Source organism: Synechococcus sp. R55.4 (assembly GCF_047461935.1).
Classification (GTDB): Bacteria; Cyanobacteriota; Cyanobacteriia; order Thermostichales; family Thermostichaceae; genus Thermostichus.
Genome location: NZ_JANSIF010000019.1, coordinates 21052 through 45738, shown reverse-complemented (window position 1 = coordinate 45738; position 24687 = coordinate 21052). Strand labels below are relative to the sequence as shown.

17 protein-coding genes, 2 pseudogenes and 1 CRISPR repeat array are annotated in these 24687 nt (G+C 59.1%); of the genes and pseudogenes, 14 read left to right on the top strand and 5 right to left on the bottom strand.

Annotation, left to right across the window (positions count from 1 at the left end):
- Positions 1-204: 204 nt before the first annotated feature.
- A pseudogene (gene tnpA / locus NW842_RS06330) lies at positions 205-639 on the top strand (IS200/IS605 family transposase).
- A gap of 60 nt (positions 640-699) precedes the next feature.
- Here the strand turns inward: tnpA and NW842_RS06325 are convergent.
- Complete coding sequence (locus NW842_RS06325; RefSeq protein WP_414355918.1) at positions 700-984, bottom strand: YggT family protein; 285 nt, start codon at positions 982-984, stop codon at positions 700-702.
- Positions 985-1227: 243 nt separating this feature from the next.
- On the opposite strand from NW842_RS06325, the gene NW842_RS06320 reads away from it, so the two are divergent.
- From NW842_RS06320 to NW842_RS06295, 6 genes are all read left to right on the top strand, one after another.
- Complete coding sequence (locus NW842_RS06320; RefSeq protein WP_414375292.1) at positions 1228-2370, top strand: response regulator; 1143 nt, start codon at positions 1228-1230, stop codon at positions 2368-2370.
- 188 nt (positions 2371-2558) lie between these two features.
- Positions 2559-2936, top strand: a complete 378-nt coding sequence (locus tag NW842_RS06315; protein WP_414375291.1) for a response regulator — start codon at positions 2559-2561, stop codon at positions 2934-2936.
- The gene (locus NW842_RS06310) at positions 2933-3298 is read left to right on the top strand and encodes a response regulator transcription factor (RefSeq protein WP_414375290.1); all 366 of its coding nucleotides are present in this window, start codon (positions 2933-2935) and stop codon (positions 3296-3298) included. The genes NW842_RS06315 and NW842_RS06310 overlap by 4 nt, the downstream gene beginning before the upstream one ends.
- Before the next feature lie 136 nt (positions 3299-3434).
- Positions 3435-3929: a CheW domain-containing protein gene (locus NW842_RS06305; protein WP_414355916.1), complete on the top strand. Its 495-nt coding sequence runs from the start codon at positions 3435-3437 to the stop codon at positions 3927-3929.
- 291 nt (positions 3930-4220) lie between these two features.
- Entirely contained in the window at positions 4221-6713 is a 2493-nt protein-coding gene (locus NW842_RS06300; protein WP_414417693.1) for a methyl-accepting chemotaxis protein, read from the top strand.
- Between the two features lie 188 nt (positions 6714-6901).
- A complete protein-coding gene (locus tag NW842_RS06295; protein ID WP_414417692.1) occupies positions 6902-12142 on the top strand; it encodes a response regulator in 5241 nt (1746 codons plus the stop codon).
- Between the two features lie 72 nt (positions 12143-12214).
- Here the strand turns inward: NW842_RS06295 and upp are convergent, their stop codons facing one another.
- Positions 12215-12850 carry a uracil phosphoribosyltransferase gene (gene upp / locus NW842_RS06290; protein WP_414329961.1) on the bottom strand — a complete coding sequence of 212 codons (636 nt, stop codon included), beginning with the start codon at positions 12848-12850 and terminating at the stop codon, positions 12215-12217.
- A gap of 114 nt (positions 12851-12964) precedes the next feature.
- On the opposite strand from upp, the pseudogene NW842_RS06285 reads away from it, so the two are divergent.
- Positions 12965-13618: pseudogene (locus NW842_RS06285) on the top strand (metallophosphoesterase family protein); the annotation flags it as partial.
- A gap of 440 nt (positions 13619-14058) precedes the next feature.
- Positions 14059-15319: a CRISPR direct-repeat array (repeat unit 36 nt; unit sequence GTTTCCAATTTCTAGGGATCCCCCCGAAGGGGGAAC).
- 271 nt (positions 15320-15590) lie between these two features.
- Here NW842_RS06285 and NW842_RS06280 read toward each other — a convergent pair.
- The gene (locus NW842_RS06280) at positions 15591-16496 is read right to left on the bottom strand and encodes a cation diffusion facilitator family transporter (protein WP_414417691.1); all 906 of its coding nucleotides are present in this window, start codon (positions 16494-16496) and stop codon (positions 15591-15593) included.
- A 135-nt stretch (positions 16497-16631) separates the two neighbouring features.
- Between NW842_RS06280 and NW842_RS06275 the strand changes: the two genes are divergently transcribed.
- The gene (locus NW842_RS06275; protein WP_414417690.1) at positions 16632-18038 is read left to right on the top strand and encodes a UDP-glucose dehydrogenase family protein; all 1407 of its coding nucleotides are present in this window, start codon (positions 16632-16634) and stop codon (positions 18036-18038) included.
- A gap of 24 nt (positions 18039-18062) precedes the next feature.
- Complete coding sequence (locus tag NW842_RS06270; RefSeq protein ID WP_414417689.1) at positions 18063-19010, top strand: UDP-glucuronic acid decarboxylase family protein; 948 nt, start codon at positions 18063-18065, stop codon at positions 19008-19010.
- Positions 19011-19059: 49 nt separating this feature from the next.
- Here NW842_RS06270 and NW842_RS06265 read toward each other — a convergent pair whose 3' ends face one another.
- Positions 19060-19440: an ArsR/SmtB family transcription factor gene (locus tag NW842_RS06265; RefSeq protein ID WP_414373502.1), complete on the bottom strand. Its 381-nt coding sequence runs from the start codon at positions 19438-19440 to the stop codon at positions 19060-19062.
- A 129-nt stretch (positions 19441-19569) separates the two neighbouring features.
- Here NW842_RS06265 and NW842_RS06260 point away from each other — a divergent pair, with 129 nt between their 5' ends.
- From NW842_RS06260 to NW842_RS06245, 4 genes are all read left to right on the top strand, one after another.
- Positions 19570-20286 (top strand): MBL fold metallo-hydrolase, encoded by a 717-nt coding sequence (locus NW842_RS06260; RefSeq protein ID WP_414373504.1) that lies wholly within the window; start codon positions 19570-19572, stop codon positions 20284-20286.
- A gap of 116 nt (positions 20287-20402) precedes the next feature.
- The gene (locus tag NW842_RS06255; protein WP_414417688.1) at positions 20403-20885 is read left to right on the top strand and encodes a DUF29 domain-containing protein; all 483 of its coding nucleotides are present in this window, start codon (positions 20403-20405) and stop codon (positions 20883-20885) included.
- Between the two features lie 56 nt (positions 20886-20941).
- Positions 20942-21523 (top strand): rhodanese-like domain-containing protein, encoded by a 582-nt coding sequence (locus tag NW842_RS06250; RefSeq protein ID WP_414344471.1) that lies wholly within the window; start codon positions 20942-20944, stop codon positions 21521-21523.
- Positions 21520-23334: a SulP family inorganic anion transporter gene (locus NW842_RS06245; RefSeq protein ID WP_414417687.1), complete on the top strand. Its 1815-nt coding sequence runs from the start codon at positions 21520-21522 to the stop codon at positions 23332-23334. Before NW842_RS06250 ends, NW842_RS06245 begins: the two co-directional genes overlap by 4 nt.
- On the opposite strand, the gene NW842_RS06240 is transcribed toward NW842_RS06245, so the two are convergent.
- Positions 23312-24571 (bottom strand): hypothetical protein, encoded by a 1260-nt coding sequence (locus NW842_RS06240; protein ID WP_414417686.1) that lies wholly within the window; start codon positions 24569-24571, stop codon positions 23312-23314. The two genes, NW842_RS06245 and NW842_RS06240, sit on opposite strands and share 23 nt — an antisense overlap.
- Between the last annotated feature and the right edge of the window lie 116 nt (positions 24572-24687).

Below are 24687 nucleotides of genomic sequence, written 5' to 3'. Positions count from 1 at the left end.
TGGCCAGGAACTTCTTGAGTTTTCTCTATCTCGTCAGTGCTCTCTTTTGGCTCAAATGAAAGATCAACACAACCTAGGACTCCGTCCCGCTGGCGCGAATAGTCTCCACCTCCGTTTTAGAGTCGGGCGCTCGCCTTGGCGGCGCGGAGCGCTTTGCCCCATCCCGACTTGCTCGATATTTTCAGAAGCCACCTCATCCCGGTCATGGACTGCTCCACAACCATCGCAGACCACCACCCGAGTGGCAAAGACCGCAACAGCGTTTCCAGCTTGCAAGCGCACTTGGTGTTTGTCACCCAATACAAACGCAGGATACTAAGGTTTGGACTTAATTGCGGCAGCATTTAAGAGCGTTGCCCAATCGATGGATTTTGGGATTTTAGAGTTTAACGGTGGAGCAGACCATGTTCATCTTTTGATTTTCTACCCACCTAAGTGGTCTTTTTCCAGATGGTTAACGCCCTCAAGGGAGTCTCCAGCCGCAGGTACGGGCAGGCTAAGTTTCCCAAGCCCTACGGCAAAACCGCCTTGTGGAGTCCTAGCTACTTTGCATCAGGTGTGGGTGGTGCTCCCCTGCAAGTCTTAGTTGCCTACATCCAAAACCAAGAAGAGCCGCCCTGTCGCGTCAGCGGGCCCTAGGCCTTAAGGGCGGGGTTTTAGACCCAGTTTTCTGATAAAAGACTGTTAACACAAACGCTCTCAGTGCAGAGCCATCGTCAGCAGCCCCTGCTGCCCCAGCAACACCTCCCGCAACAGGGTAACCAGGCCCACCCAAACCACAGGGGCCATGTCCACACCTCCCAGCGGCGGGATCAGGCGGCGGGTCGGGCGTAACAGAAACTCCGTCAGGCCGACCACCAGCGAGTAGGGCAACCGGGAAGTATCCAGTTGTGGATACCACGACAGAAAGATGCGCAGCACAAACAAGATGGTGTAAAGCGCCAGCAGCGGGCCAAGCACCCAGGCAGTGAATATCGGCAGCATAGATTTTGCAGCAACCAGGCTTTAGGGAATACTCTGGATCCATTCTGCTCTGGCTGGGAGCAACCTGTCGGGATCCCGAAGATGCTCTGGGGAATGCAGACGCTCGGCCCGAGTCAACCCACAACTTTTTTGGACTTTAACTGCGTTCCCGAATATTCCCGAAAATAGCCTTGCCGCAGGGCGGCAACCGTGAAGACTAGCGTCATAATAGTCGTATCTTGCTGGACTTCGGGCAGGGATCCCATGCAGGGAAAACTACAAGAGATCGATATCCGCAGCATCCTTCAGCTCATCGAGCTGGGCCAGCGCACCGGTGAGCTTTTCGTAGAGGCCAGCCCCTCTGCCTACTGGTTTGTCTTTTTCCTGAATGGACGAATCATCTACGCCTCTGAAGCAGAAGGGAACATCGCCCGCCTCAAAGACTACTTGCGCCGGTTCAAGGTGGAAGCTGCCCTTGAGGAAATTCAAATTCCCCACAAAGCTGCAGTCAACGCTCCCGAATACAACCGCCTCTGGTCTTTGCTGGAAAACCACAAGCTCAACCCCAACCAAGGCAAGCAAATCCTGCTGGGCATGGTGCGGGAAGTCCTCTTCGACCTGCTTAGCCTCCACCACGGCTCCTTCATTTTCGAGGCTGGATCCCCCCTGGCCCCCCAGTTGACCACCTTCCCCGTCACCCCCCTGCTCACCGAGATCGTAGCCCAAGTGCAGGAGTGGAAAAAACTGCACCCCTACATCCAAGCTCCCAACCAAGCTCCCACCATTCTCAACCCCATTCCTCTGCAGCAACACTTGCCAGCCCCCGTCTTCAAGGCCCTAAGCGAATGGTCGGATGGCAAAACCAGCATTCGCCAGATGAGCCGCTACTTGGGCCGAGATACCCTCACAGTGGCCAAGGCCATCTATCCCTACGTCCGCCAAGGGGTCATTCAACTGTCCGAGCCCGTCTTGATCGTGGAGCCCAAGCCCAGCCGTCCCCTCAAACCCAGCGATAAGCCCAGCCACATCCTTTGCATCGACGATTCTATGGCCATCCAAAAAACCGTAGAGTTCATCCTGCAAAACGAGGGCTACCAGGTCACCACCATCGGCAATCCTCTCAAAGCCTTGGGACAGGTGTTTCTCCTCAACCCAGATATGATCCTCTGTGATGTGGCCATGCCCAAATTGGATGGGTATGAGCTGTGCGCCATGTTGCGCAAGTCCAGCCAGTTTCGCGAAACCCCCATGATCATGCTGACCGGCAAGGATGGCTTCACCGATCGGATTAAGGCCCGCATGGCCGGAGCCAACGAGTTTTTGAGCAAACCCTTTGCGGAAAAGGAGTTGTTGACCATTGTTGAATCCTACGTAGGCCCTCCCCCCAAACGGGGCGGTGGCGAATAGGCGTTGGGGCAGCCAAAATGTTGGCACAGAGGACTGTGGGCGGGGTACTGGACAGAAGAGTGGCCTCACCGAAACAATAGGGGTAGCATGGCCGACTTGGAGCCATGGAGCCGGGTGAGGTTAGAAGGCGAAATCTCAGTCAAAGCAGCCCGACGGTTGCGCGGGAGTGCAAAAGGAGCAAGACGGCGATGAGCAAAGTGCTGGTGGTGGATGACAACCGTACCTACCTGGAGACCATTTCCAGCTTGCTTTCCGAGAACGGTTTGGAAGTCTCCACAGCAACAGACGGCGTAGAGGCGATGGAGCTCATTCGTCAGCAAAAGCCTGATGTGGTGGTGCTGGATATTGTCATGCCGCGCATGAACGGCTATGAGGTGTGCCGGGAAGTGAAGGGGGATGAGAGCACCAAGCACATTCGCATCGTCGTGTGTTCCACCAAAGACCAGACCTTTGATATCGAGTGGGCCAGGCGCAATCAGGCGGATGCCTATGTAACCAAGCCCTTCAAGCCCCAAGAGCTCCTGGCGACCATCAAACATCAATTGCGGGAGATGAATCGGAAATGAGTCGCGTTTTGGTGGTGGAAGACAGCCAATCCCAGCGGGAGATGATCAGCAAGCTGCTGCAGGAGAACGGCTTGGAGGTGACGGTGGTGGGGGATGGCGTGGAAGCCATCGAAGCCGTGAAGCAGAGCAAACCCGATCTGATCGTGCTGGATATTGTCATGCCGCGCATGAATGGGTATGAGGTGTGCCGCCTTCTGAAAGCCGATCCCCTCACCCAGAAAACCCCGATCGTCATGTGTTCCTCCAAGGGCGAAGAATTTGACCGCTACTGGGGGATCCGCCAGGGGGCGGATGCCTACATTGCCAAACCTTTCCAGCCCCAGGAGCTGGTGGGTACGATTAAACAATTGCTGAGAGGTTGAGAACCGCTTTTCTGCCTCGAGACTTCTGGGAAAGTTGGGGGGCTTTGTATTTTGGCAGGGGGCGTGGGCGGAGACGAACTCTCCACAAAGCTGTTACAGGCGGGGGCGCATCATGCTGGGGGATCTGGATTTATTGATGGGGGATGAAACCCAGGAACTGCGGGAGATGGAGGCTCCCGAAGGTGAGCTATTCCTAAAGTTCAAGATTGCCACCGGGGAGGAATTCGCGCTGCCAGCGGTATCGGTTGTGGAGGTGATGAGCATTGGCCCAGAGAAAATCACCCCCATGCCCAATGTCGCTCCGGTTTTGCTGGGCACGCTGAATTTGCGGGGCGAGATCGTCTGGGTTGCGGATCTGGGGCAGTTTTTGGGGATCAGCCCGCCCCTGAATATCGACCGAGCTGAGATCCCTGTGGTGGCCGTGATGGATCAACAGGATTTGCTCATGGGCTTGGCTGTGGATTTAATTGTAGGCATGGAGTGGCTGAAGACTGAATTGGTGCGGCCTGCCCTCACGGCTCCTGAGTCCATGGCTCCTTTTTTGCGAGGGGAATGGGTGGTGCCCGGAACGGGATCGCGCTTGCCATTGCTGGATCAGTCGGCCATCCTGCGATCCAATCGTTGGGGTTGACAAGCGGCCCCCTGGGAGCTCAGCGGGAGGAAAGTGTATAGTTCCTATCAAAGATCCAAGCTAACTCCATCCACAATGGGGAAAGTTGGACCAAATCTATCCCCTACCGATGCGTGTCGAGGCTGTTGAGGGTAAGCCCTGAGACGGCGGCAGAAAGGCCCACTCTTGCTTGACTGAATGTGGAAAAGGGGGGATAGCCTGCATCCATGGGGTTTTGAGGTGTTGGGGGCGTTCCGTTTGCATCTGTGTTGACGCGTGAACAGAGGTAGGCAAGCAGTGAAGGGAGGATCCATGGTTCCGAGCGCGAACAGTCAGAGAGACTACACCGATGCGATGGCCGCCTTTTGGCAGGGAGACTACGTCCGGGCGGTGCGGTTGTTCAACCAAGTGGCCGCTGCTGAACCGCAAGATACTGCTGTCAAGCTGCTGCTGGCTTTGGCACAAAAACAAGCTGGGCAGTTGTTGGAAGCTCGCCAAACCTACAACACCATTTTACAAACAGCCAGTGATCCCGATGAGCTGGAGTCGGCCCGGAAGGGTCTAGAAGAGCTGTTGCAAATGGCACCGGAGCTGGCGGATCTTCCCGATTCCCCAGAAGCGGACGAGTTTCGCTCTCCAGATGAGTTTGCCCGTGGGTCGGATGCCTTTTCGGAAGAGGCTTTCTCTGCTCCCGATCCCTTCTTGCAGTTCGAGGAGATGGGGGAAGAGGAGGCGGATCCCTTTGCTCAGAATCCCTTTCCACTGGAGGCAGACAGCCTTGGCAGCGATTTCATGGGGGAAGAGAGATTCAGGGATCCCTTGGAGACCGGGCTGCAAATGCCGGAGGCTGATCCGCTGGGTTTATCTCACCCGATGCCGACCCATTCTTGGGTAACACCACCGGCCACCTCGCGACGGGCAGGCTTGGAAGAGGGCGGGCCTCAAACCGATCCGGTGGTCGAAGATGACTTTGCCTTCCTCAACGAGTTCGATCGAGAGCATCTGGAAGCCCTAGAAGGCGACTCCGACTCCATTACGCAGTTGGCCGGCGATGCCGATTTTCCCGATGAGATGGGCTTCTCCCTGCCTGGTTTTGAGGAAGAGGAAGGGGGATCCCTGGAAGAAGGCCTGCCGACCGAATTGGCTGCCCCCATGAGTGAGCCGATCCCTGCCCCCGATGAAGATACTGCCAGTCCCGGCTCTGCCCTCTTCGAGCTTGACGAGCTAGACAGCCTGGATCGCGAACTTGCCGGCATGGATGGCGGCGAGCCGGTGGGGGCCTTCCACCCAAACGAGGGGGCGATTGGGGGGATGAGCCCAATGGCGGAGACCGGCAGCGGAGCGGCCCAAGTTCTGCTGCCCACGGCCTCCCTCCCTATTCCCAGTGCAGGCGAACAAGGGGCAAGAACCTCTGCCGGGATCGCCAACCGACCGATTGCGGATCGGCAATTGGCCATAGCGCTTATCCAAGGAGCGGTGAGCTTGGCTGCCGGGCTGGCGATTGGCCTTGGGATCCCGGCCAACGGGGGAGCTCGCTTGATTGCCGGGGTGATCGGAGGTGGGGTGATCGGCACAGGAGCAGGGGTTATCCTTGGAGCCGGCAGTGCCAAACAAGTTCGCTCCACCGCCCAAGAGCTGGCCAGTCATTTTGCCGCCTTGGCTCAGGGGAATTATTCAGTACGAGCCACAGTCAACACCCACGATGAGCTGGGGCGCTTGGCCGACAGCTTTAACCAGATGGCGGCTGCCATCGAAGCCAACTTCACCGAACTGAACCAGCGGGCTGCCGAGCAAGGGCAAGCTAAGGAAGACCTACAGCGCCAGGTGATTCGCCTGCTGGACGACGTGGAAGGAGCTGCCCGTGGAGACCTGACCGTGCGGGCAGAGGTGACTGCCGACGTGCTAGGGGCTGTGGCCGACTCCTTTAACCTGACCATTCGCAGTCTGCGAGACATTGTCAGCCAGGTGAAGCGGGCTGCTGCCGCCGTGAACGATGCCGCCTTGCAGAACGAGGACTTTGCCCGCAGCCTCTCTGCCGATGCTTTGCGCCAGGCGGAGGAGATCTCCAACTCCCTCAACTCCATTCAGGAGATGACGGACTCCATTCAACAGGTGGCCAGCAACGCCCGCGAAGCGGCCAACGTGACCGCCCAGGCCACAGAAGCAGCCTCTCGAGGCGGAGAAGCTGTGGATCGCACGGTGAGTGGCATCCTGGAGATCCGCGAAACCGTGGCAGAAACCACCCGCAAAGTGAAGCGATTGGCGGAATCCTCGCAGGAAATTTCCAAAATCGTGGCTTTGATCTCTCAAATTGCCTCTCGCACCAACCTGCTTGCCCTGAACGCCAGTATCGAGGCGGCCCGAGCCGGGGAATCGGGACGGGGTTTTGCCATTGTGGCCGACGAAGTGCGACAACTGGCCGACCGAGCCGCCAAAGCCTCGAAGGAGATCGAGCAGATTGTGTTGCAGATTCAATCGGAAACCAGCAACGTGATGACGGCCATGGAAGAGGGCACCCAACTGGTGATCGAGGGGACGCGGCGGGCCGAGCAGGCCAAGAACAGCCTGGACGAGATCATCGAGGTCAGTCGCCGGATCGACGAGCTGGTGCGGGCGATCTCTCAGGCCACTGTGCAACAGACGGAAACCTCTCGCTCTGTGGCGCAGGTGATGCAATCGGTGGAGTTGACCGCCAACGAGACTTCTAAAGAGGCGCAGAAGGTGGCAACTTCGCTACAACAGTTGGTGAGCATTGCCCGTGAGCTGCAAACTTCTGTCGGTCGGTTCCGGGTTGGGGATGAATGAGCAAATTTGCTGTTTTGAGGGCATTCTAGGGGCAAGGATCCCCATGAAGGAGAAGTCCCCGCTCTTCAATGGCAGTGGGATCCCCCTGTTGCAACTGTTGGCCGGACTTTTCGCCCAGGCGAGCCTCACCCTGTCCGGTCTGTTATTACTGAATGAAAACTTGTGGGCTGTAGGAAGGGCCTCCTGCCATGAATGAAGAAGCACAGAAGCGGATCCTCAGTTATTTCATCGAAGAAGCCCGCGACCACTTGGCAACGATTGAACAAGTGCTCCTCAGCCTGCGGGACAGCATGAGCGATCCCGAGCTGATCAACGAGCTGTTCCGAGCTGCTCACTCCATCAAGGGGGGAGCTGCCATGCTGGGTCTCACCAGTATCCAACGGACGGCCCACCGCATGGAAGATTTTTTTAATATCTTTCGCTCTCGCCCAGGCGGAGTGCCCGTCGATCAGCACCTGGAAACCCTGCTGCTGCGGGCCTTTGATGGGCTTTCGATGTTGTTGGAGGAGCTGCAGAGCCCCCGCGGCCTCACCCAGGAAGTCAGCAACACCACCCTGGCGGAATTGGAGCCGGTTTTTCAAGAGACCGAAAGGCACATTCAAAATCTTCTCGGCGAGGGCCCTGTCTCAGCTCCCGTCTCGCCGCCGGCGGTTCGCACCCTGCAGCAGGACATGGCGGAGGTGGTGCCGCAGCAGTTGCGCCAGATGCTGGAGCTGTTTAAACAACGGGATCAGGCAGATGTCCGAGAGCGTTTGGTGGCGGCGAACGCCGTTCTCAAGGAGATCGGGCAAGTCCATCATCTGGCGGGCTGGCAACAGTTGACGGAAACCTTCGAGCAAGCCCTGGGCAACCCCGATGCCGACCTGCGAACTTTGGCTTTGGTTGCCTTGCGGGATTTGAAGCAAGGGCAGCAGCTTATCTTGGCCGGCAAGCCTGAGCAGGTTGCCCCTTCTTCAGAATTGCAACAATTGGCTCGCCCTGCCGCCCCTCCTGCCCCGCCGGATCCCCTTGAGGTGGTGGTGCATCAGCAGATCCCGGCCTTGTTGCGCCAGATGTTGGAACTCTTCAAACGTCCCGACGACCCAGCCACTCGACCGGCCCTGCAAGCGTTGGCGCAATCTTTGCAGGATTTGGGGCAATCCTCGGCTCTGGAACTGGGGGGCTGGACAGATTTGACCCGCTTGATCGGCGAGATTTTGGCGGATCCCGGCCAGGATTTGCGACAACTGGCCCTGCCGGTGCTGCGAGATCTGAAGCAAGCGCACCAAGCTCTGGCCGGCGGAGCGGCAAACACCATCCGACCCTCGGCTGAGTTGCTGGCTTTCCGCCCTGTTCCGGCAGCCCCTGAAGAGCCAGAAGTCCCTGAGCCCTTCGACCTTGGCCTTGCTTGGGGGTCTGAGGCAGAGCCGTCATTCCCAGAACCTGGGGGTGCCCCAGAGGATTGGGCTGCGGCTGCTGGGATCCCTGCGGAGGAAAGCGCTGCCCCCGATCTGAGCTGGGAAGCTGAGCCGGTGCCAGAGGCGGTAACCCTCGCCGAGACCTCTTTTGATGGAGATGAGCTCGGAGCCGACCGGTTGCCGGAGCAGGAGAGCGCAGAGACAAGCTGGGATCTGGTGGCAGAGCAGACCTCATCCCTTGGGGAAGCGGGCACCAGCGGAGCGGAGCTCTATGCCACCCCCTTGGATCTGGAGGAAGAAGCCACCTCGGCCTTTGACGAGCTGTTCGCCAACGCAGAAGCGCTGTCTGATATTGAAGAGTTCCCAACAGAGCTGATCCCTCCTTCTCCTGAGCCCCTCTCCCAGACCTTTGAGGATCTGAGCCCAAGGTTGGACGAGGAGAGAGCCGAGGCAGATCTAGCGGAGCTGTTTGCCGAAGTGGTGAGTGAAGAGACAGAGGGGTTTGTCTCTGCTGAGCTCGCCTGGGATGCTGGACAGGAGCCGACTGACCGGAGCGCTGCTGCGGACATGAGCGAGGGATCCGGCTTTGTCCCAGACGCAGCCGCAAGTGCTGGGGTAGAGGCGCTATTCGAGATTGAGGAACTTCCCGTAGAGAGCGCCTCCCGGCAAGAAGGGTCTCAGCTTCCTGACGTTGAGGCCGTTCCCGCTGGTGAGCCGGAGGCCGATCTTTGGGCGGCTGAGCCGTCTCCACCCCTTCAAGAGACCCTTGAGGATGGGGAAATCGCAGCAGATCTTTGGGCTGAATTTCCCGCAGACATCCAGCCGGAGGATTTTTCCATCCCAGCAGATTATCTGGCAGAGTCGGGATCCGACGAGGTGGGATCCTCAGAGTCCGCTGACTCTGCTGCCTTCGATACTGCCGAAGACAGCCTGGAGAGCTTTTTTTCCACCCCTGCGGCAGAAGCCGATCCGGCTTGGTCGATGCCCGAAGTCGGTGAACCTTCCGTATTTTCTTTGGACATTGCCGAGGCTGAGCAACTGGGGGATCTCGCTGTTGGCGAACCCTTCCCCACGTTGGACGAGCTTGCCTCTCTACCCGACATGGCCAACGAGCCGACGGAATCGGAAATTCCAGACTTCAGGGCTGAGCTGAGCCTTGGGGATCTCTTTGCCGGTGAGACCCTCGAAGAGGACTCCATCCCGCTAACCCAATCAGAAGCCGGGGACACAGCAGAAGCCCAAGAGTGGGCGCTTCTGGAGAATCTGTTCCCGGTGCAGGAGGAGTCTTTCGCGGAGCTGCAACCCACGGCTGAGGAGACAGCCACCCCTTCCCCGGAGATCTCCTTCGACCGCCTCGATGCTCTGTTTAGCCAGGAATCCGACGCAGAAGGACTGAGCCTGGCAGCCGGCGGATCCCTCTCGGCCATGGATGCCGATGGCGGTCGCGCTAGCGGAGCGGAGCTCTACGACCAGGTGGATCTGGATGAGTTGAGCCGGTTCTTGGCAGAAGGGGAAGCGCTCCAGGAAGAGACCCCCTTGGATTTTGCCACCTTCCTGGGCGACACAGAGGCTTTGCAAGCGAGCAGCCTGGCCGAAGCGCCCGTGTCCGAGCCAGAGCCGCTTGATGCTGCAGTGGAGGAGGACAGTGCCCCCCAACCTGCAGAGGACGACCTGGAAAGCCAGTTGGCCAGCCTGTTTGCAGAGGATGAATCCTTGGCTGTTCCTGTTGGCCAGGCTGAGACCCCAGAGGAAGAAGCGCTGGAAGCTGCTCCGGCTCCCCGTTTGGACGATTTGGCAGCTCTTTTCGATGCTGCTGAACCGGCGGCGGCTTTTGAGGAGACATTTGCTCCCACCCTAGAGCCTGCTGCTGCAGTGCCGGGCGAGGCTGGAAGCGATTTTGAAGCCCAACTGGAGTCTCTCCTGGGGGATCTCGATCGCGTCAGCGGTGCGGAGCCCTTTGTAGCTCCCAAAGCGCCTGCCGCTGCTCCTACACCTTCACCATCTGTTGCTGCTCCCGCTCCGGCGGTGACTGGGCCAACCTCACGGCGAGCTGCTGCCCTCAGCAACCCCGTGATGCGGGTGGAAGTACGTCACCTCGACTCCATCAACAACCTGGTGGGAGAGTTGGTGGTCATCCGCAACAGCATGGAGCAAAACCAAACCCGTCTGCGCCAGTTTCTGGATGGCCTACTGGGCCGTGTGCAACAGCTAGGGGATCTGGGCCAGCGCATGCGGGATCAGTATGACCGCTCTCTGTTGGAATCGGCTTTGTTCTCCAGCCGCAGCGGCTCAGCCTATGGCGGCACGGTGACGGTGGGCTTCGGTCGAAATGGCGAGGGATCCAGCCGAGGAAGGCGGAGTCATTCCTCCGGCCAAGAGTTCGACAAGCTGGAGATGGATCAGTTTACGGCCTTCCACGCTCTGGCCCAGGAGATCATTGAGCTCATCGTGCGGGTGCGCGAGTCCTCCTCCGACATCGAGTTTGCCGTGGATGAGGCCGAGCAGATCACCCGCCAATTCCGGCAGGTAACCACCCAACTGCAAGAGGGCCTGAACCGGGCGCGCATGGTGCCCTTCTCGCAAGTTGCCGATCGGTTGCCCCGCGCCATTCGGGATCTCTCCATCAAAACGGGCAAGCAGGCCAGCCTGGTGGTGGAAGGCCGTGACACGCTCATCGACAAGGCCATCCTGGAGGAGCTCTATGACCCGATGACCCACCTGGTGAACAACGCCCTGGTACACGGGATCGAGACCCCTGAGGAGCGGCGGCGGGCGGGCAAGCCCCCTGAGGGCAAGATCACCGTCAAGGCCTTCTATCAGGGCAACCAAACCATCATCATCGTCTCGGACGATGGCGCCGGGATCCCGGTGGAGAAGGTCAAGGCCAAGGCCCAAAGGCTGGGGCTGCTGTCGGAGCAAGCCGACGAAGACGAAGTGTTCAACGTTCTCTTCCACCCCGGCTTCAGCGTTCGCGAGGCCAGCGAAGTGGACGATCTGGCCGGGCGGGGGGTTGGCTTGGATGTGGTGCGCCGCAACATCACCGATCTGCGCGGCAGTATCCAAGTGGATTCTGTGCGGGGCAAAGGAACCACCTTTACCATCCGCCTCCCCCTCACCCTGAGCATCTCCAAGGCCATGGTGTGTGTCAGCGACAAAGCCCTGATCGCCTTCCCCCTGGATGGCGTGGAGGAGATGCTGGATGTTCCTGCCGACGAAGTTCAGCCGGATGAGCAGGGGCGGCCCTCGATTCTCTGGCGGGATCAGCGCCTTCCCTTCCAGCCCCTCTCGAATCTGCTGGCCTACAGCCGCAGCCACAGCCGCAGCCGTTCTGAGGTGTACAGCATCACCCAGGATGAGGGCATTATTCCCATTGTCATCCTGCAAAGTGCCGGTCAGTATGTTGCCCTGCAGGTGGACAGCTTTGTGGAAGAGCAGGAAATCGTGATCAAGCAACTGCGCGGGCCTGTGCCCAAGCCACTGGGCATTTCTGGGGCAACGGTGTTGGGGAACGGGCGGGTCCTGCCGATTGCCGACATCATCGAGCTGGTGGACATAGCCCACGGTCGCCGTCGGGATCTCAACCGCTTCTGGCTGGATCACCGGGATGAGGAGCCGACCCCGGAAGAGGTGCGCCAGACCACCGTGTTGATCGTGGACGACTCGATCACCGTTCGGGAGCTGCTCTCAATGTCTTTCCAGAAGGTGGGCTACCGGGTGGAACAGGCGCGGGATGGCCAGGATGCCTGGGAAAAGCTGCGCGGCGGCCTGCCCTGCGACCTCATCTTCTGCGACATCGAGATGCCGCGGATGGACGGCCTAGAACTGCTCACCCGCCTGCGGGAAGACAGCAACTTCAAGCATCTCCCGGTTGCCATGCTCACCTCGCGGGGGGCAGAACGGCACCGGCAAACAGCACGGGAGCTGGGAGCAACTGCCTACTTCACCAAGCCCTATCTGGAAGAGGAGCTGCTCAGCGCTGCTGCCCGCATGTTGAGGGGGGAACAGTTGTTGGCGCCCAACCCAACTTCCTAATTGCGACAGCGGTGCGGTTCCCGTTCAGTGTGGCGCAGCAACATAGGGTGCTGTAGGCATGGCACTCTCCCATCAGCGGGTGCCGAACAGGCGATCCCCTGCATCTCCTAGGCCGGGGAGGATGTAGCCGTGCTCGTCTAGGCCATCGTCTACAGCAGCGGTATAGATTGGCACATCTGGGTTCTGTTCGTGGAAATACCGGATCCCTTCTGGGGCGGCCACCAGGCAGATGAAGCGGATCGACTGGGGTCGGGTTTGGCGTAGGCGCGCTACAGCCGCTGCTGCCGAATGGCCGGTGGCCAACATTGGATCCACCACCAGCACCTCACGATCTTCGATATCGGTGGGCACCTTGAAGTAGTACTCGATGGGGATCAGGGTATGGGGATCCCGATATAGGCCGATATGCCCCACCCGTGCTGATGGGATCAGCTCCAGCATGCCGTCGAGGAGCCCTTGGCCGGCCCGCAGGATGGAGACAAGCACCAACTTTTTCTCTGCCGCCAACATCGGCGCCAACATTGGGGCCATCGGGGTTTGAATGGGCTGTAGCTTGAGGGGCAGATCGCGGGTTACCTCGTAGGCCATCAAGAGGCTGATCTCCCGCATCAGCGCTCGGAAGTCGGCGGTTGTAGTTTCAACACGGCGCATGAGGCTGAGCTTGTGCTGCACCAGAGGGTGATCGATGGTAATCACCTGGGCCACCATGCTGTGCTCCTGAGATAATCGGGATCCCGTGATGGATGCCAGAATAGCAGAAGCGCTTGTCCCCCCGGTGGGCCGAAGGCTCTATCTGCTTGCTGTTGTCAAGGGGAGTAATCCGTGCAGATCCGCTTTGCTGTGGTGAGCGATCCCCACGTCACCCTCCCTTCCACCCTTTGGGATCACCCCAGCCGATTTCACCTGGTAGAGGTGAGCATCCCGGCTCTGGAACAGGTTTTGCAGCATCTGGTGCAGTTGCCTCTGGATTTTCTGCTGTTGCCGGGGGATCTGACCCAGCATGGGGAGCCGGAAAACCATGCATGGCTGGCAGAGCGGCTGGCTCGACTGCCCTTTCCGGCTTTTGTGGTGCCCGGCAACCACGATGTGCCCCAGCCCAAGGCCAGCGGGCGCTCTATTGGTTTGGCGGATTTTCCCCGCTACTACCGAGCTTTTGGCTACGAGGATGGGCAGTCTTTGGATTACAGCCGGGTTCTGCGGCCAGGGATCCGTTTGATCGGCCTCAATTCCAACCATTTTGATGCTCAGGGTCAATTGGTGGGGTGTCTAACCCCAGAACAACTGACCTGGCTGGAGAAAGAATTGGCGGCAGCCGAGGAAGAGCTGGTGCTGCTGATGGTGCACCATAATGTGGTCGAGCATCTGCGCGGCCAGTCTCTCCATCCCTGGGGGCGTCGCTACATGCTGGAGAATGCCTCTCAGTTGCGGCGGCTGCTGCAAGCTTATGGGGTGCAACTGGTGTTCACCGGACATCTGCACATCCAGCACATCGCCCGACGAGGGGGGGTTTACGACATTACCACCGGCTCTTTGGTCAGCTTTCCCCACCCCTACCGCCTTGTCGAGATCCGGTCGGATCGAGAGACCGGAATCCAAGTCCATATCCAGAGCTACCGGGTGGGATCCCTGCCCGATTGGCCCGATTTGCAAGCGTTCTCCCGGGAGTGGATGGCCCAGCGCAGCGAACCAGCGGTGGTTAAGTTTTTAACCTCCGCACCGCTGAATTTGCCTTTGGAACAGGCACAAGCCTTGGCCCCACAATTGCGCTACTTTTGGGCAGCGGTGGCTGCCGGGGATCCAGACCTCACTTTCCCAGACTTTCCCCAGCCAGCAGGCCGATTTCTGGAGCGTTTCAGCCGTTGTTTTCGCTGCCCGCCTGATAACCAGGCCCAGTTTCGTTTGATTTCGATTTTCTCTTTTCCAGCTTCTAAGGATCCCCCCGAAGGGGGAACAATCACAGAGAGAATTTTGAAGCCGTTAGGACTTATTGGAAAGGTTTCCAATTTCTAGGGATCCCCCCGAAGGGGGAACGCCCGGTAGATGTTCAGCTCCGTTTGGAGCGAGACGAAGAAATGTTTCCAATTTCTAGGGATCCCCCCGAAGGGGGAACGTCCTGGGTTAACCCACCAGGACCAGGAATTGTGAAGTCTGTTTCCAATTTCTAGGGATCCCCCCGAAGGGGGAACACGATTCACTGGACACAAAAGCGAAAAGCAACATTATCGAAGTTTCCAATTTCTAGGGATCCCCCCGAAGGGGGAACCTGGATTGTAGTCGGAGCCAACTTGTGAGCCAGTCTAGTGTTTCCAATTTCTAGGGATCCCCCCGAAGGGGGAACAATTCGCTATTTCTTTAGCCACCAAACAGGAATACAAGTTTCCAATTTCTAGGGATCCCCCCGAAGGGGGAACTAGAAGATTCGGACCCCCTGGGACGTAATCTGCATGCGCCTTGGCGTTTCCAATTTCTAGGGATCCCCCCGAAGGGGGAACAACCTCCCAACAGCACCCAGGTATTTCACCTGGGTGTTCTTGTTTCCAATTTCTAGGGATCCCCCCGAAGGGGGAACAGTACCTGCAAGTTATCGAGCGACTGGAACAATTAGAGTTTCCAATTTCTAGGGATCCCCCCGAAGGGGGAACAATCATATTTATAGGGATGGCTGCGCTCAGGCAACCAGCTGTTTCCAATTTCTAGGGATCCCCCCGAAGGGGGAACATCTCTAGTCCATAATATATAAGGAGTGCCTGATGAAGGCACGTTTCCAATTTCTAGGGATCCCCCCGAAGGGGGAACTTGTTGTAGGAATGACGGAGGGTAACGACGTTTACATGAAGTTTCCAATTTCTAGGGATCCCCCCGAAGGGGGAACAACCCAGCAGTATCGCTGGGTAGGGAGGCTACCTTTGCGTAGGTTTCCAATTTCTAGGGATCCCCCCGAAGGGGGAACGGAGGTTTGGTATGTTTACCAAAGAGGAGTTCTTGAAAAGTTTCCAATTTCTAGGGATCCCCCCGAAGGGGGAACACCCAGGTATTACTCTGGTTAATGCCTTTACATTTATACTGTTTCCAATTTCTAGGGATCCCCCCGAAGGGGGAACTACAAAGGCTGCCAATCAGGCAGCCTTTTTATTTTTGAACGTTTCCAATTTCTAGGGATCCCCCCGAAGGGGGAACTCCACCCCTATTAAAGCCAAGCAGGGCAAGGGATGCAAGACCCGTTTGCGAGGGATCCGGAAAAAAGGGGGCAAAAAGAGTTTCGGCGAGGGGGTTTTGGGGCCGGAAAGCCTTGTGGCACAAGGCGTCGAGGGATCCGACGAAAGAATGGGCTTTTCCGAGATTTTGAGGGACGCTCGCAGAGGCGTTGATACCGTTTTGGTGTTCTTTTGGAAACATCAGGATCCCTGAGGTTTGGCTAGGCTATCTGTTGGCAGGTGGCGAGCTCCTGCTAGGGTTGCTCGATATGGGAGCGAGGCTCCAGGTGGATGAGGATCCGCGCTGGCCCGTAGCGCTCCTGCAAGAGGCGTTCAACTTCCTCGGTAAGGTGGTGGGCGGACTCAATGTCCTGTGGCTCCACCACCAGGTGCATCTCGATAAAGACCATTTCCCCGGGGATGCCGCGGGAAGTGATGTCATGACAGTCAAGCACGCCTGGCACGCTCAGGATCAGATCCCGCAGGGCCTCGGCAGGGATCGCCACCCGATCTGTGAGGTAGGGAAGATTCTCCTGGAGCACTTCCCAGCCGCTTCGGAGCACCAGCAGCGCCACCGGCAAAGCCAGGGCTTGATCCAGCCAAGGGATCCCCCAATAATGCATGCCGGCCAACCCCAGCAACACCGTCAGCGTCACCCCAACGTCGCTGAGGGTATGGCGAGCATCGGCCAACAGCAGCGAGCTGGATAGCGCTTTGCCCCAGCGGTGCTCGTAGAGGGTAACAAAGACGTTAATGCCCAACACCCCCACCATCACCCCCAAGGTCAGCTCATCGATCTGCAGGTGGGGCTGGGGCTCCCAAAACCGCTCCACGGCTGTGCGCAGGATCTCCAGGCTGGCCATCCCCAAAAAGGCGGCGATCCCCAGCGCTCCAATGGCTTCAAACTTGCGATGGCCGTAGGGATGGTCGTCATCGGGCTCTGGCGAAGAAAAGCGCATGGCCACCAAGCCCAAAATGTTGCTGGCGCTGTCGGTGGAGCTGTGCAGGGCATCGGCAATTAGGCTTAGGGATCCCGTCGTCAGCCCCAGGATTAACTTGATCAGAAACACCAGGACATTTAGCCCTAGCGTGACGTACAGCACCCTCTGCACTTGGCGCTGACGGCGGCTGGCTATGGCAGCAGAATCCAGAAAGCTCACTGCAGCTCGGGCGGGGATCCACAGATATCCTGCTTTATTCTGTCACCGACCTCAATAGGGGTAAGGGAGGGTACCCTAAAAGCAAGCTGCTAAGGCTTAGTCAAGTGGCCGCCGATTGGGGAGCGAACTCTGAGTATGCACGTTGCTGTGGTAGGCGCTGGCTATGTGGGCCTGGTAACAGGAGCCTGCCTGGCTCACCTAGGAAATAGCGTTATCTGTGTGGACAACAACCCCGCCAAGATTGAAGGGCTGCAGCGGGGTCGCCTGCCCATCTACGAGCCCGGCCTGGAAGAGCTGGTGCGGGAGGGAACTGCGGCGGGTCGGCTGCACTTTAGCACCGATCTGGGCTCTGGGATCCAGGCCAGCGAGGTGGTGTTTATTGCCGTGGGCACCCCGGCCCTGCCCAGCGGGGATCCCGATCTGCGCTACGTGGAAGCAGTGGCGCGGGAAATTGGCCAGCATCTGGACGAGCACTATCGGGTCATTGTCAACAAATCCACTGTGCCCATTGGCTCTGGGGACTGGGTGCGCATGCTCATTTTGGACGGGGCCGCCGAAGCCGCCAAGCAGCGGCTGAGCAGCCGAGAAGTGGGGAGAGATCCAGAGGCCAGATCCCTGACCTTGGAGCTCTCGCCTTGGACGCCGCAGTTTGACGTGGTGAGCAACCCCGAGTTCCTACGGGAGGGCAGTGCCATCCAAGATACCTTCTACCCGGATCGCATTGTGATTGGCTCCAACAGCCCCCGCGCCGTTGAAATCATGCGGCAGCTGTATGAACCCATCCTCAACCGCCAGCAGGGCCTGCAAGGGGATCCCGTGCCTTTGCTGGTCACCGACCTGGCTTCTGCCGAAATGATCAAGTATGCCGCCAACGCCTTCCTGGCCACCAAGATTAGCTTTATCAACGAAATGGCCAACATCTGCGAGCGCACCGGTGCCGACATCACCCAGGTGGCAGAAGGGATCGGCCTAGATAGGCGCATTGGCCGCGCCTTTCTCAACGCCGGCATAGGGTGGGGCGGAAGCTGCTTCCCCAAAGATCTGGCGGCTCTTATCCAAACCGCTGCTGACTACGGCTATGAGGCCAAGCTGTTGCAGGCCACGGTGGAGGTTAACCGAGAACAGCGGCAACGTTTGGTGGAAAAGCTGCAGCAGGCCCTCAAGGTGCTCAAGGGTAAAACCGTTGGTCTTTTGGGCCTCACGTTTAAACCCCACACCGACGACCTGCGGGATGCCCCTTCCCTGACCTTAATCGAGCAGCTCCACCGCCTTGGGGCAAAGGTGAAGGCGTATGATCCCGTTGTGTCCGCTTCAGGGATGCGGGAGGGGTTGGCCCATGTGGTGGTGGAAACGGATGTGTTTCGCCTGGCCCAAGATTGCGATGCCCTGGTGTTGGTGACGGAGTGGCCGGAGTTTTTGTCGCTGGATTACCGACGGATTGCAGAGCTGATGCGGCGGCCCTTGCTCATCGATGGCCGTAACTGTCTGGATCGGGAGGCGGTGCGGCAGGCGGGCATAACCCTCATTGGAGTGGGCTGGTAGGTGCTGGGGAAATCAGGGGAAATCATGAAGATCCTGGTTACGGGTGGCCTGGGATTTATCGGATCCCACTTGGTGACCCGCCTTCTGCAAGAAGGCCACTGGGTCATTTGCCTGGACAATGGCTCCACAGGCCGGCAGCTCAATGTCCAAGCTCATCTAGACAACCCAGCCTTTCAGTTCATTTGGCACGACGTGGCGGATCCCTTGCCGCCCGCTTTGGAAGAGGCCGGGATCCAGCAGATCTACCACCTGGCCTGCCCCGCTTCCCCCCCCCACTACCAAGCGGATCCCATCCGCACCATCCGCACCAGCGTCTGGGGCACCTATCACCTGCTGCAACTGGCCCAGAAAACAGGGGCTAGGTTCCTGCTGGCCTCGACTTCAGAAGTGTACGGGGATCCCCAAGTGCATCCCCAACCGGAAGACTACTGGGGCCACGTCAACCCCATCGGCCCGCGGGCCTGCTACGACGAATCCAAGCGCTTGGCGGAAACCCTCACCTTCGACTGGCAGCGGCAATACCAGACGGAGATCCGGGTGGCCCGCATCTTCAACACCTACGGCCCCGCCATGCGGGAGGACGATGGCCGCGTGGTGAGCAACTTTATCGTCCAGGCCCTGCGCGGGGATCCCCTGACGGTCTATGGGGATGGATCCCAGACCCGCAGCTTTTGCTACATCTCCGACCTGGTGGAAGGCTTGATCCGGCTGATGAACAGCCCCTACCCCGGACCCTTTAACTTGGGCAACCCAGAGGAGTTCACCATCCTGGAGCTGGCCCAGCAGGTGCTCGCCCTCACCGGCAGCCCTTCTCCCATCGTTTACCGGCCTCTGCCGACGGACGATCCCAGACAACGGCAGCCGGATATTGGCAAAGCCCGCGCCCTCTTGGGTTGGGAGCCTCGGATCCCGCTGCAAGTTGGGCTGCAACAGACCATCCCTTACTTTCGTCAGCGGCTGGGGCTGGACTAATCATCAGGTGCTCCCGACAACCCCAACCCGTTTGAGAACCATTTTCGCCTCAGCTCGATTGACCTGGGTGAATGGCTGCCAGCGGCTCCAGTTGGCGGGCTTGCTGTTGTAGCCGACTCACCAACTGCCGACATACCACTTCGCACAGCTCAAAGCACATGGGATCCGCAATTTGGTAATAAACACTCACCCCCTTGGGCTGACGGCTGACGATCCCTGCCTGCGCCAAGATTTTCAGGTGCTTGGAAACATTGGCCTGGCCCATGCCGGTGGCTTCCAGAATCTGGGTTACATTCTTCGGCCCAGAGCGCAGCTCACACAGGATCTGCAGCCGGCTGGGTTCCGCCAAAACCTTGAAGTACTCCGCCACGCTGTTGAGAACCTGCGGCGTCAGGATTGTGCGACACTCATTCACATCCGCTCTGCTCACCGACTTTTCCCCAATCAACAAACCTGCTTGCGCCGTCCATGCAACTTGATTTTAACACTAGATAGTTATATAGTGTTCCTAGAAAGTCCAAGTTCACGTCGGGCTTTCGATACCAGACAGGAGGGCACTATGCTATTTCGCCAACTGTTCGACGCAGAAACAAGCACCTACACCTATTTAATCGCGGATCCGGCAACTCGCGAGGCCGCCCTGGTGGATCCAGTGCTGGAGCAGGTGGAGCGGGATTTGAAGCTGATTCGGGAATTGGGTCTAACCTTGAAGTACTGCCTGGAAACCCACGTTCACGCGGATCACATTACGGGAACCGGGAAGCTGCGGGAACTGACCGGTTGCCAAGGGGTGGTGCCAGTACAGGCCAAGGCTCAATGTGCAGATCGTTTCATCGGTCATGGGGAAACGCTGCAAGTGGGATCCGTCGTCATTGAAGCCATCGCTACCCTGGGCCACACCGACAGCCACATGACCTACCGCGTGAATGGGGATCGCGTCCTTACCGGAGATGCCCTGCTGATCCGCGGCTGTGGGCGCACGGATTTCCAAAGCGGGGATCCCGGCCTGATGTACGACCATGTTACCCAGCACTTGTTTACGCTGCCCGACGAGACTTTGGTCTACCCCGGCCACGACTATCGCGGGCACACCGTCTCCACCATTGGCGAGGAGAAGCGCTGGAACCCGCGCTTTGTGGATCTGGAAACGGGCAACCTGCGTTCCCGTGAGAGCTTCATTGCCCTGATGAACAGCCTCAACCTGCCCCAGCCCAAGAAGATCCAGGAAGCGGTGCCGGCCAACGAGCAGTGCGGCCAAGTGGCAGCAGCGGTTTAATTCCTTCTGGGCAGCGAGGTGCAGGGTAAGCCCCCGCCGGCTGGGGAGCCCATGTGAAACTCCGATGGTGAGGGCCCGCTGCTCTGGGTAACCTTCTCTCAATTGGCTTGCCAGAAATGGAGAGTTTGAGCGTGGATCGAGAAAGTCTCTATGAGAGCGATTTCTACGCTTGGATCCAGCAACAAGCTCAATTTCTGCGGGATCGGGCCTGGGAGAAGCTGGATCTGCCCAATTTAGTCGAGGAGATTGAATCGTTGGGCAGGCAACAGCGGCAGGAACTGCGAAACCGACTTGCAGTTTTGGTTGGGCATCTCCTCAAGTGGGAGTACCAGCCAGAGGGGAGATCCGCAAGCCGGCTCCTCACCCTCCAGCTGCAGCGGCAGGAAGTTCTGGAGCTTCTTGAAGAAAGCCCAAGTCTCAAGCCCTATTTGCCAGAGGCCATCTCCAAGTCTTACTTGGGAGCGCTGAAGCTGGCCCTGGAGGAGACCAAGCTGCCCAGAAAGATTTTCCCCAAAACCTGCCCTTATTCCTCAGAGCAAATCCTGGATAGCCGGTTTTACCCCGGTGAGCCCAGTCATTTGCTTGAGGAGGGGGATTAATCCCAAAAATCGCTGCATTTTGCATTTTAGACAACGCCAAAAGCAAGGAGACAACCATGACCGTAACCCAACAAAACCCTATCCCTTCCGCTTCGCAAGAACGGGATCCCCGTCTCAAGGAGATCGATGCCCTGACCTTAAAACAGTGGCTGGATCAGGGGCGAGTCCAGCTCATTGATGTGCGGGAGCCGGGAGAATATGCCGATGAGCGGATCCCGGGGGCCATCAACATGCCCCTATCTACCTTTGACCCGGCCAAAGTGCCCGCCTCTACGCCAGAAAAGCCGGTGGTGTTGCAGTGCCGCATGGGCAGCCGCTCCATCCGCGCCGGTTGCCAGTTGCTAGACCGCGGCTGGCCGGAGGTGATTAGCCTCAAGGGCGGGATCGAGGCTTGGAAAGCGGCTAAGCTGCCTGTTACCCGCACCCAAAATGCGCCCATCTCCATCATGCGGCAGGTGCAGATTGCGGCGGGATCCCTGGTGCTCACCGGAACCCTTCTGGGGGCCTTTGTCAACCCCTGGTGGCTGCTGCTGAGTGGCTTCGTGGGCGCCGGGCTGGTGTTTGCGGGTGTAACCAACACCTGTGGCATGGCTCTGCTCTTGGCTCGCATGCCCTGGAACCGAGGTCAGGCGCTATGAGTGGGATCCCTTCTGCTTCCTCTTCGGGGCAAGGGATCCTGGCGCGGTACCTGCCCTTTGCTAAGGAGTCTCTTTGGGTATTCCACTATCAGCGATCAGATTTGCCGGGAGATCTGATCGCCGGCCTTGTGGTGGCCATTCTGTTGGTGCCCCAGAGCATGGCCTATGCCCTGTTGGCCGGGTTGCCCCCCCAAGTGGGCCTGTACGCCAGTATTTTGCCGGTGATCGTCTATGGACTACTGGGATCCAGCCGTGCCCTGGCGGTGGGGCCGGTGGCCATCATCTCCCTGTTGGTGGCGGCGGGGTTGGAGCCGCTGGCCGGTCGCGTCAGCGGGACGGAGTCCTTGCCGGGCAGCCCAGAGTACGGGCAGTTGGCTTTAGGCCTGGCCTTGGAAGTGGGTTTGATTCAAGGGGCGATGGGGTTGTTGCGGCTGGGGTTTTTGGCCAATTTCTTAAGCCACACGGTGGTGACTGCCTTTGGCAGCGCGGCGGCCTTGATCATCGGCTTCAGCCAGCTCCGCCACCTCCTGGGGGTCAAGATCGCCAATACGGAGTCCTTCTTGCTGTTGGTGCAGCGGCTGTGGCAGAGCCTGGATAAGGTAAACTGGGTAACCTTTGGCTTGGGGCTGCTGGCCGTATCCCTGCTGGTGTACGCTCAGCGAAAGTTGCCCCACCAACTGCGGCGTTGGGGTGTGCCTCCAGGTTGGGCCTTGATTTTGACCAAGGGGGCACCGCTAGCGGCTGTGCTCGTGACCAGCCTGTTGGTCTGGGGCCTAAACCTCTCGGAGAGGGCAGGGGTATCCGTTGTTGGCTCCATTCCTTCCGGGTTGCCCCCCTTGGGCTTTCCCTCGTTGAGCTGGGGACAGTGGACAGCGCTTCTGCCCACCGCCTTGGCCATTAGCTTGGTGGGCTTCACGGAGAGCTATGCCGTGGGGCAGTCCTTGGCCAGCCAGCGGCGGCAGAAGGTGGATCCCAACCAAGATCTGGTGGCTTTGGGGGCAGCCAACTTGGCAGCAGCCTGCAGTGGCGGCTATCCGGTAACGGGAGGCATCAGCCGGTCGGTGGTGAACTTTCAAGCAGGCGCCAACAGTGGCCTGGCCTCCCTAATCACCGGCCTGTTGGTGGCTTTGACGGTCATCTGGCTGATGCCCCTGTTCACCTTCTTGCCCCAGACCACCCTGGCGGCCATTGTTCTGGTGGCGGTGCTGGCCCTGGTGGATTTTCACCCCCTGCTGCAAAGCTGGCGCTACGACCGTGGCGATGCCCTGGTTTGGTTGGTAACCTTTGCCAGTGTGCTGGGGATCGGAGTGGAGCAGGGGATCGGAATAGGGGTGTTAGTCTCCATCCTGCTCTTTCTTTGGCGGGCTAGCCGTCCTCACATTGCCATCGTGGGTCAGGTGCCCGGTACGGAGCACTACCGCAACGTGCAGCGCCATGAGGTGATTACCGATCCCCGTATCTTGGCAGTGCGGGTGGACGAGAGCCTGTTTTTTGCCAACGCAGCCTACTTGCAGGAGTATCTGCTGCGAGAGGTGGCGGCGCGACCCACAGTGGAGCAGGTGCTGCTCGTTGCCAGCGCCATCAACTTCATCGACGGCAGCGCTTTGGAAGTGCTGACCCAGCTGGTGGAACGTTTGCAGCAGGCAGGGGTGGGCTTTGCCATGGCCGAGGTGAAGGGGCCGGTAATGGATCGCCTCCAAAAGGCTGGGTTTGTGGAGAAAGTGGGCGCTGAGCGCTTCTTCCTCTCCACTCACCAGGCGATGCAAGCCCTCGGATCCCAGCAGAGCCTCAGTCAGGTGTCATCTTCCTGATCAGCACAAGGGGGGTTTGTTCAGCGGCATTGCCGGCGGGGTTTTTGCGCAGCGCCTGCTTCACCAGGGATCCCTGCACCCCGGAGGTGGCGGCCAGGAGCTTCACCTCTCCCAGGTCGTTGGCATCCACGATGGCCACTTCGTAGCCCGTCTGCCGATGCAGATCCCCCACCAACTTGGCCGGATCCCGCGGCCCCAGCACGATGAACTGGTCATAGGGAGGCAGGGTGCCAGTAACGTCGTCGATGAGATCGGCCTGCTCCCCCGCCAGGGCATAAAACACCCCAGAGATCCCCAGCAGCTTGGCCAGGGATCCCACCACAAAAGCCCACACCACCCGCCAGGCCCCGGAGCAGTCGATCAAAGTCTGCATCCCGTAGCAGCTTGAAAGACTGGTCTTGGAGGGGAAGAAGTAGCACAGGGTGCGGGCCAGCCAGCCGGGTTGGACTTGGAGAGGATGGCGAAAGTTGCCCTGCACAATGGCCACGGCACTCTCGGAAATAGCCACCACATCCCCAGGCTGGACGTGAGGGCTCACGTACCGCTGCAGCACCTCGGCCAAGTCATCGCTGGGGGTCAGCAGATGGGTGGGAACGGCGGCCCAAAGGAGGGATCCCTGCTTCTGCCAGTTCAGCTCCGGCAAGGGATCCACCTCTTGCAACGGCAGGATGAGGTGGCTGGTCTTGAGGGTGCGCCGCTGCCGCCCGTACTGAATGTAGTCCAACTCCAGCCAGGCAGAGCGCAGATCCGCTAGCCCTTTCCCCTTCAGCTCGATCTCGACTTCTAGGCCAGTCTGACTCTGGGGGGTGAGGATATAAGCCTGCCAGTAGTTGTCTTGCCGGGGGGGAAGATCCGGATGGCGAGAGCGCAGGCGTAGGCGGGTGTCAATGCCTTCTAGGGATCCGGCGCTGAGCAAATGCAGTCGCGGCTCCACCTGGGCCAAGGTGACTTCCAAAAGGGGGTTGAGGTTGCGAGCCACAAACTCCGCTTGAATGACCCAGTGCTCGGGGGTGTGGCGGCCTATGCCCCAGCCCTTGGGCTCCACCACCAGGTGATCGGCGGGGCGGGTCTTGAGCCAGTAGAGCAAGCTGCCCAAACTCAGCAGCAACCCGGCCACTACCTGAGCCCAGCCCCAGGGATCCCACAGCCAACGCCAAGCCCCCCATAGGCTGAGTCCTACCCCGGCCAGCACTGTGGCCAACACGCCACGATTCACCATGCTGCTACTTGTTGCCATCGGGATCCCACTCCTCAAAAAAAGACAAGTGCTTAAGCCCTGCTAAAGTCTGCCCCTTTGTCCACCACAACACCCTAGACTACAGGTACGCTCTAGCTCTTCTCCTGAACCCTAGC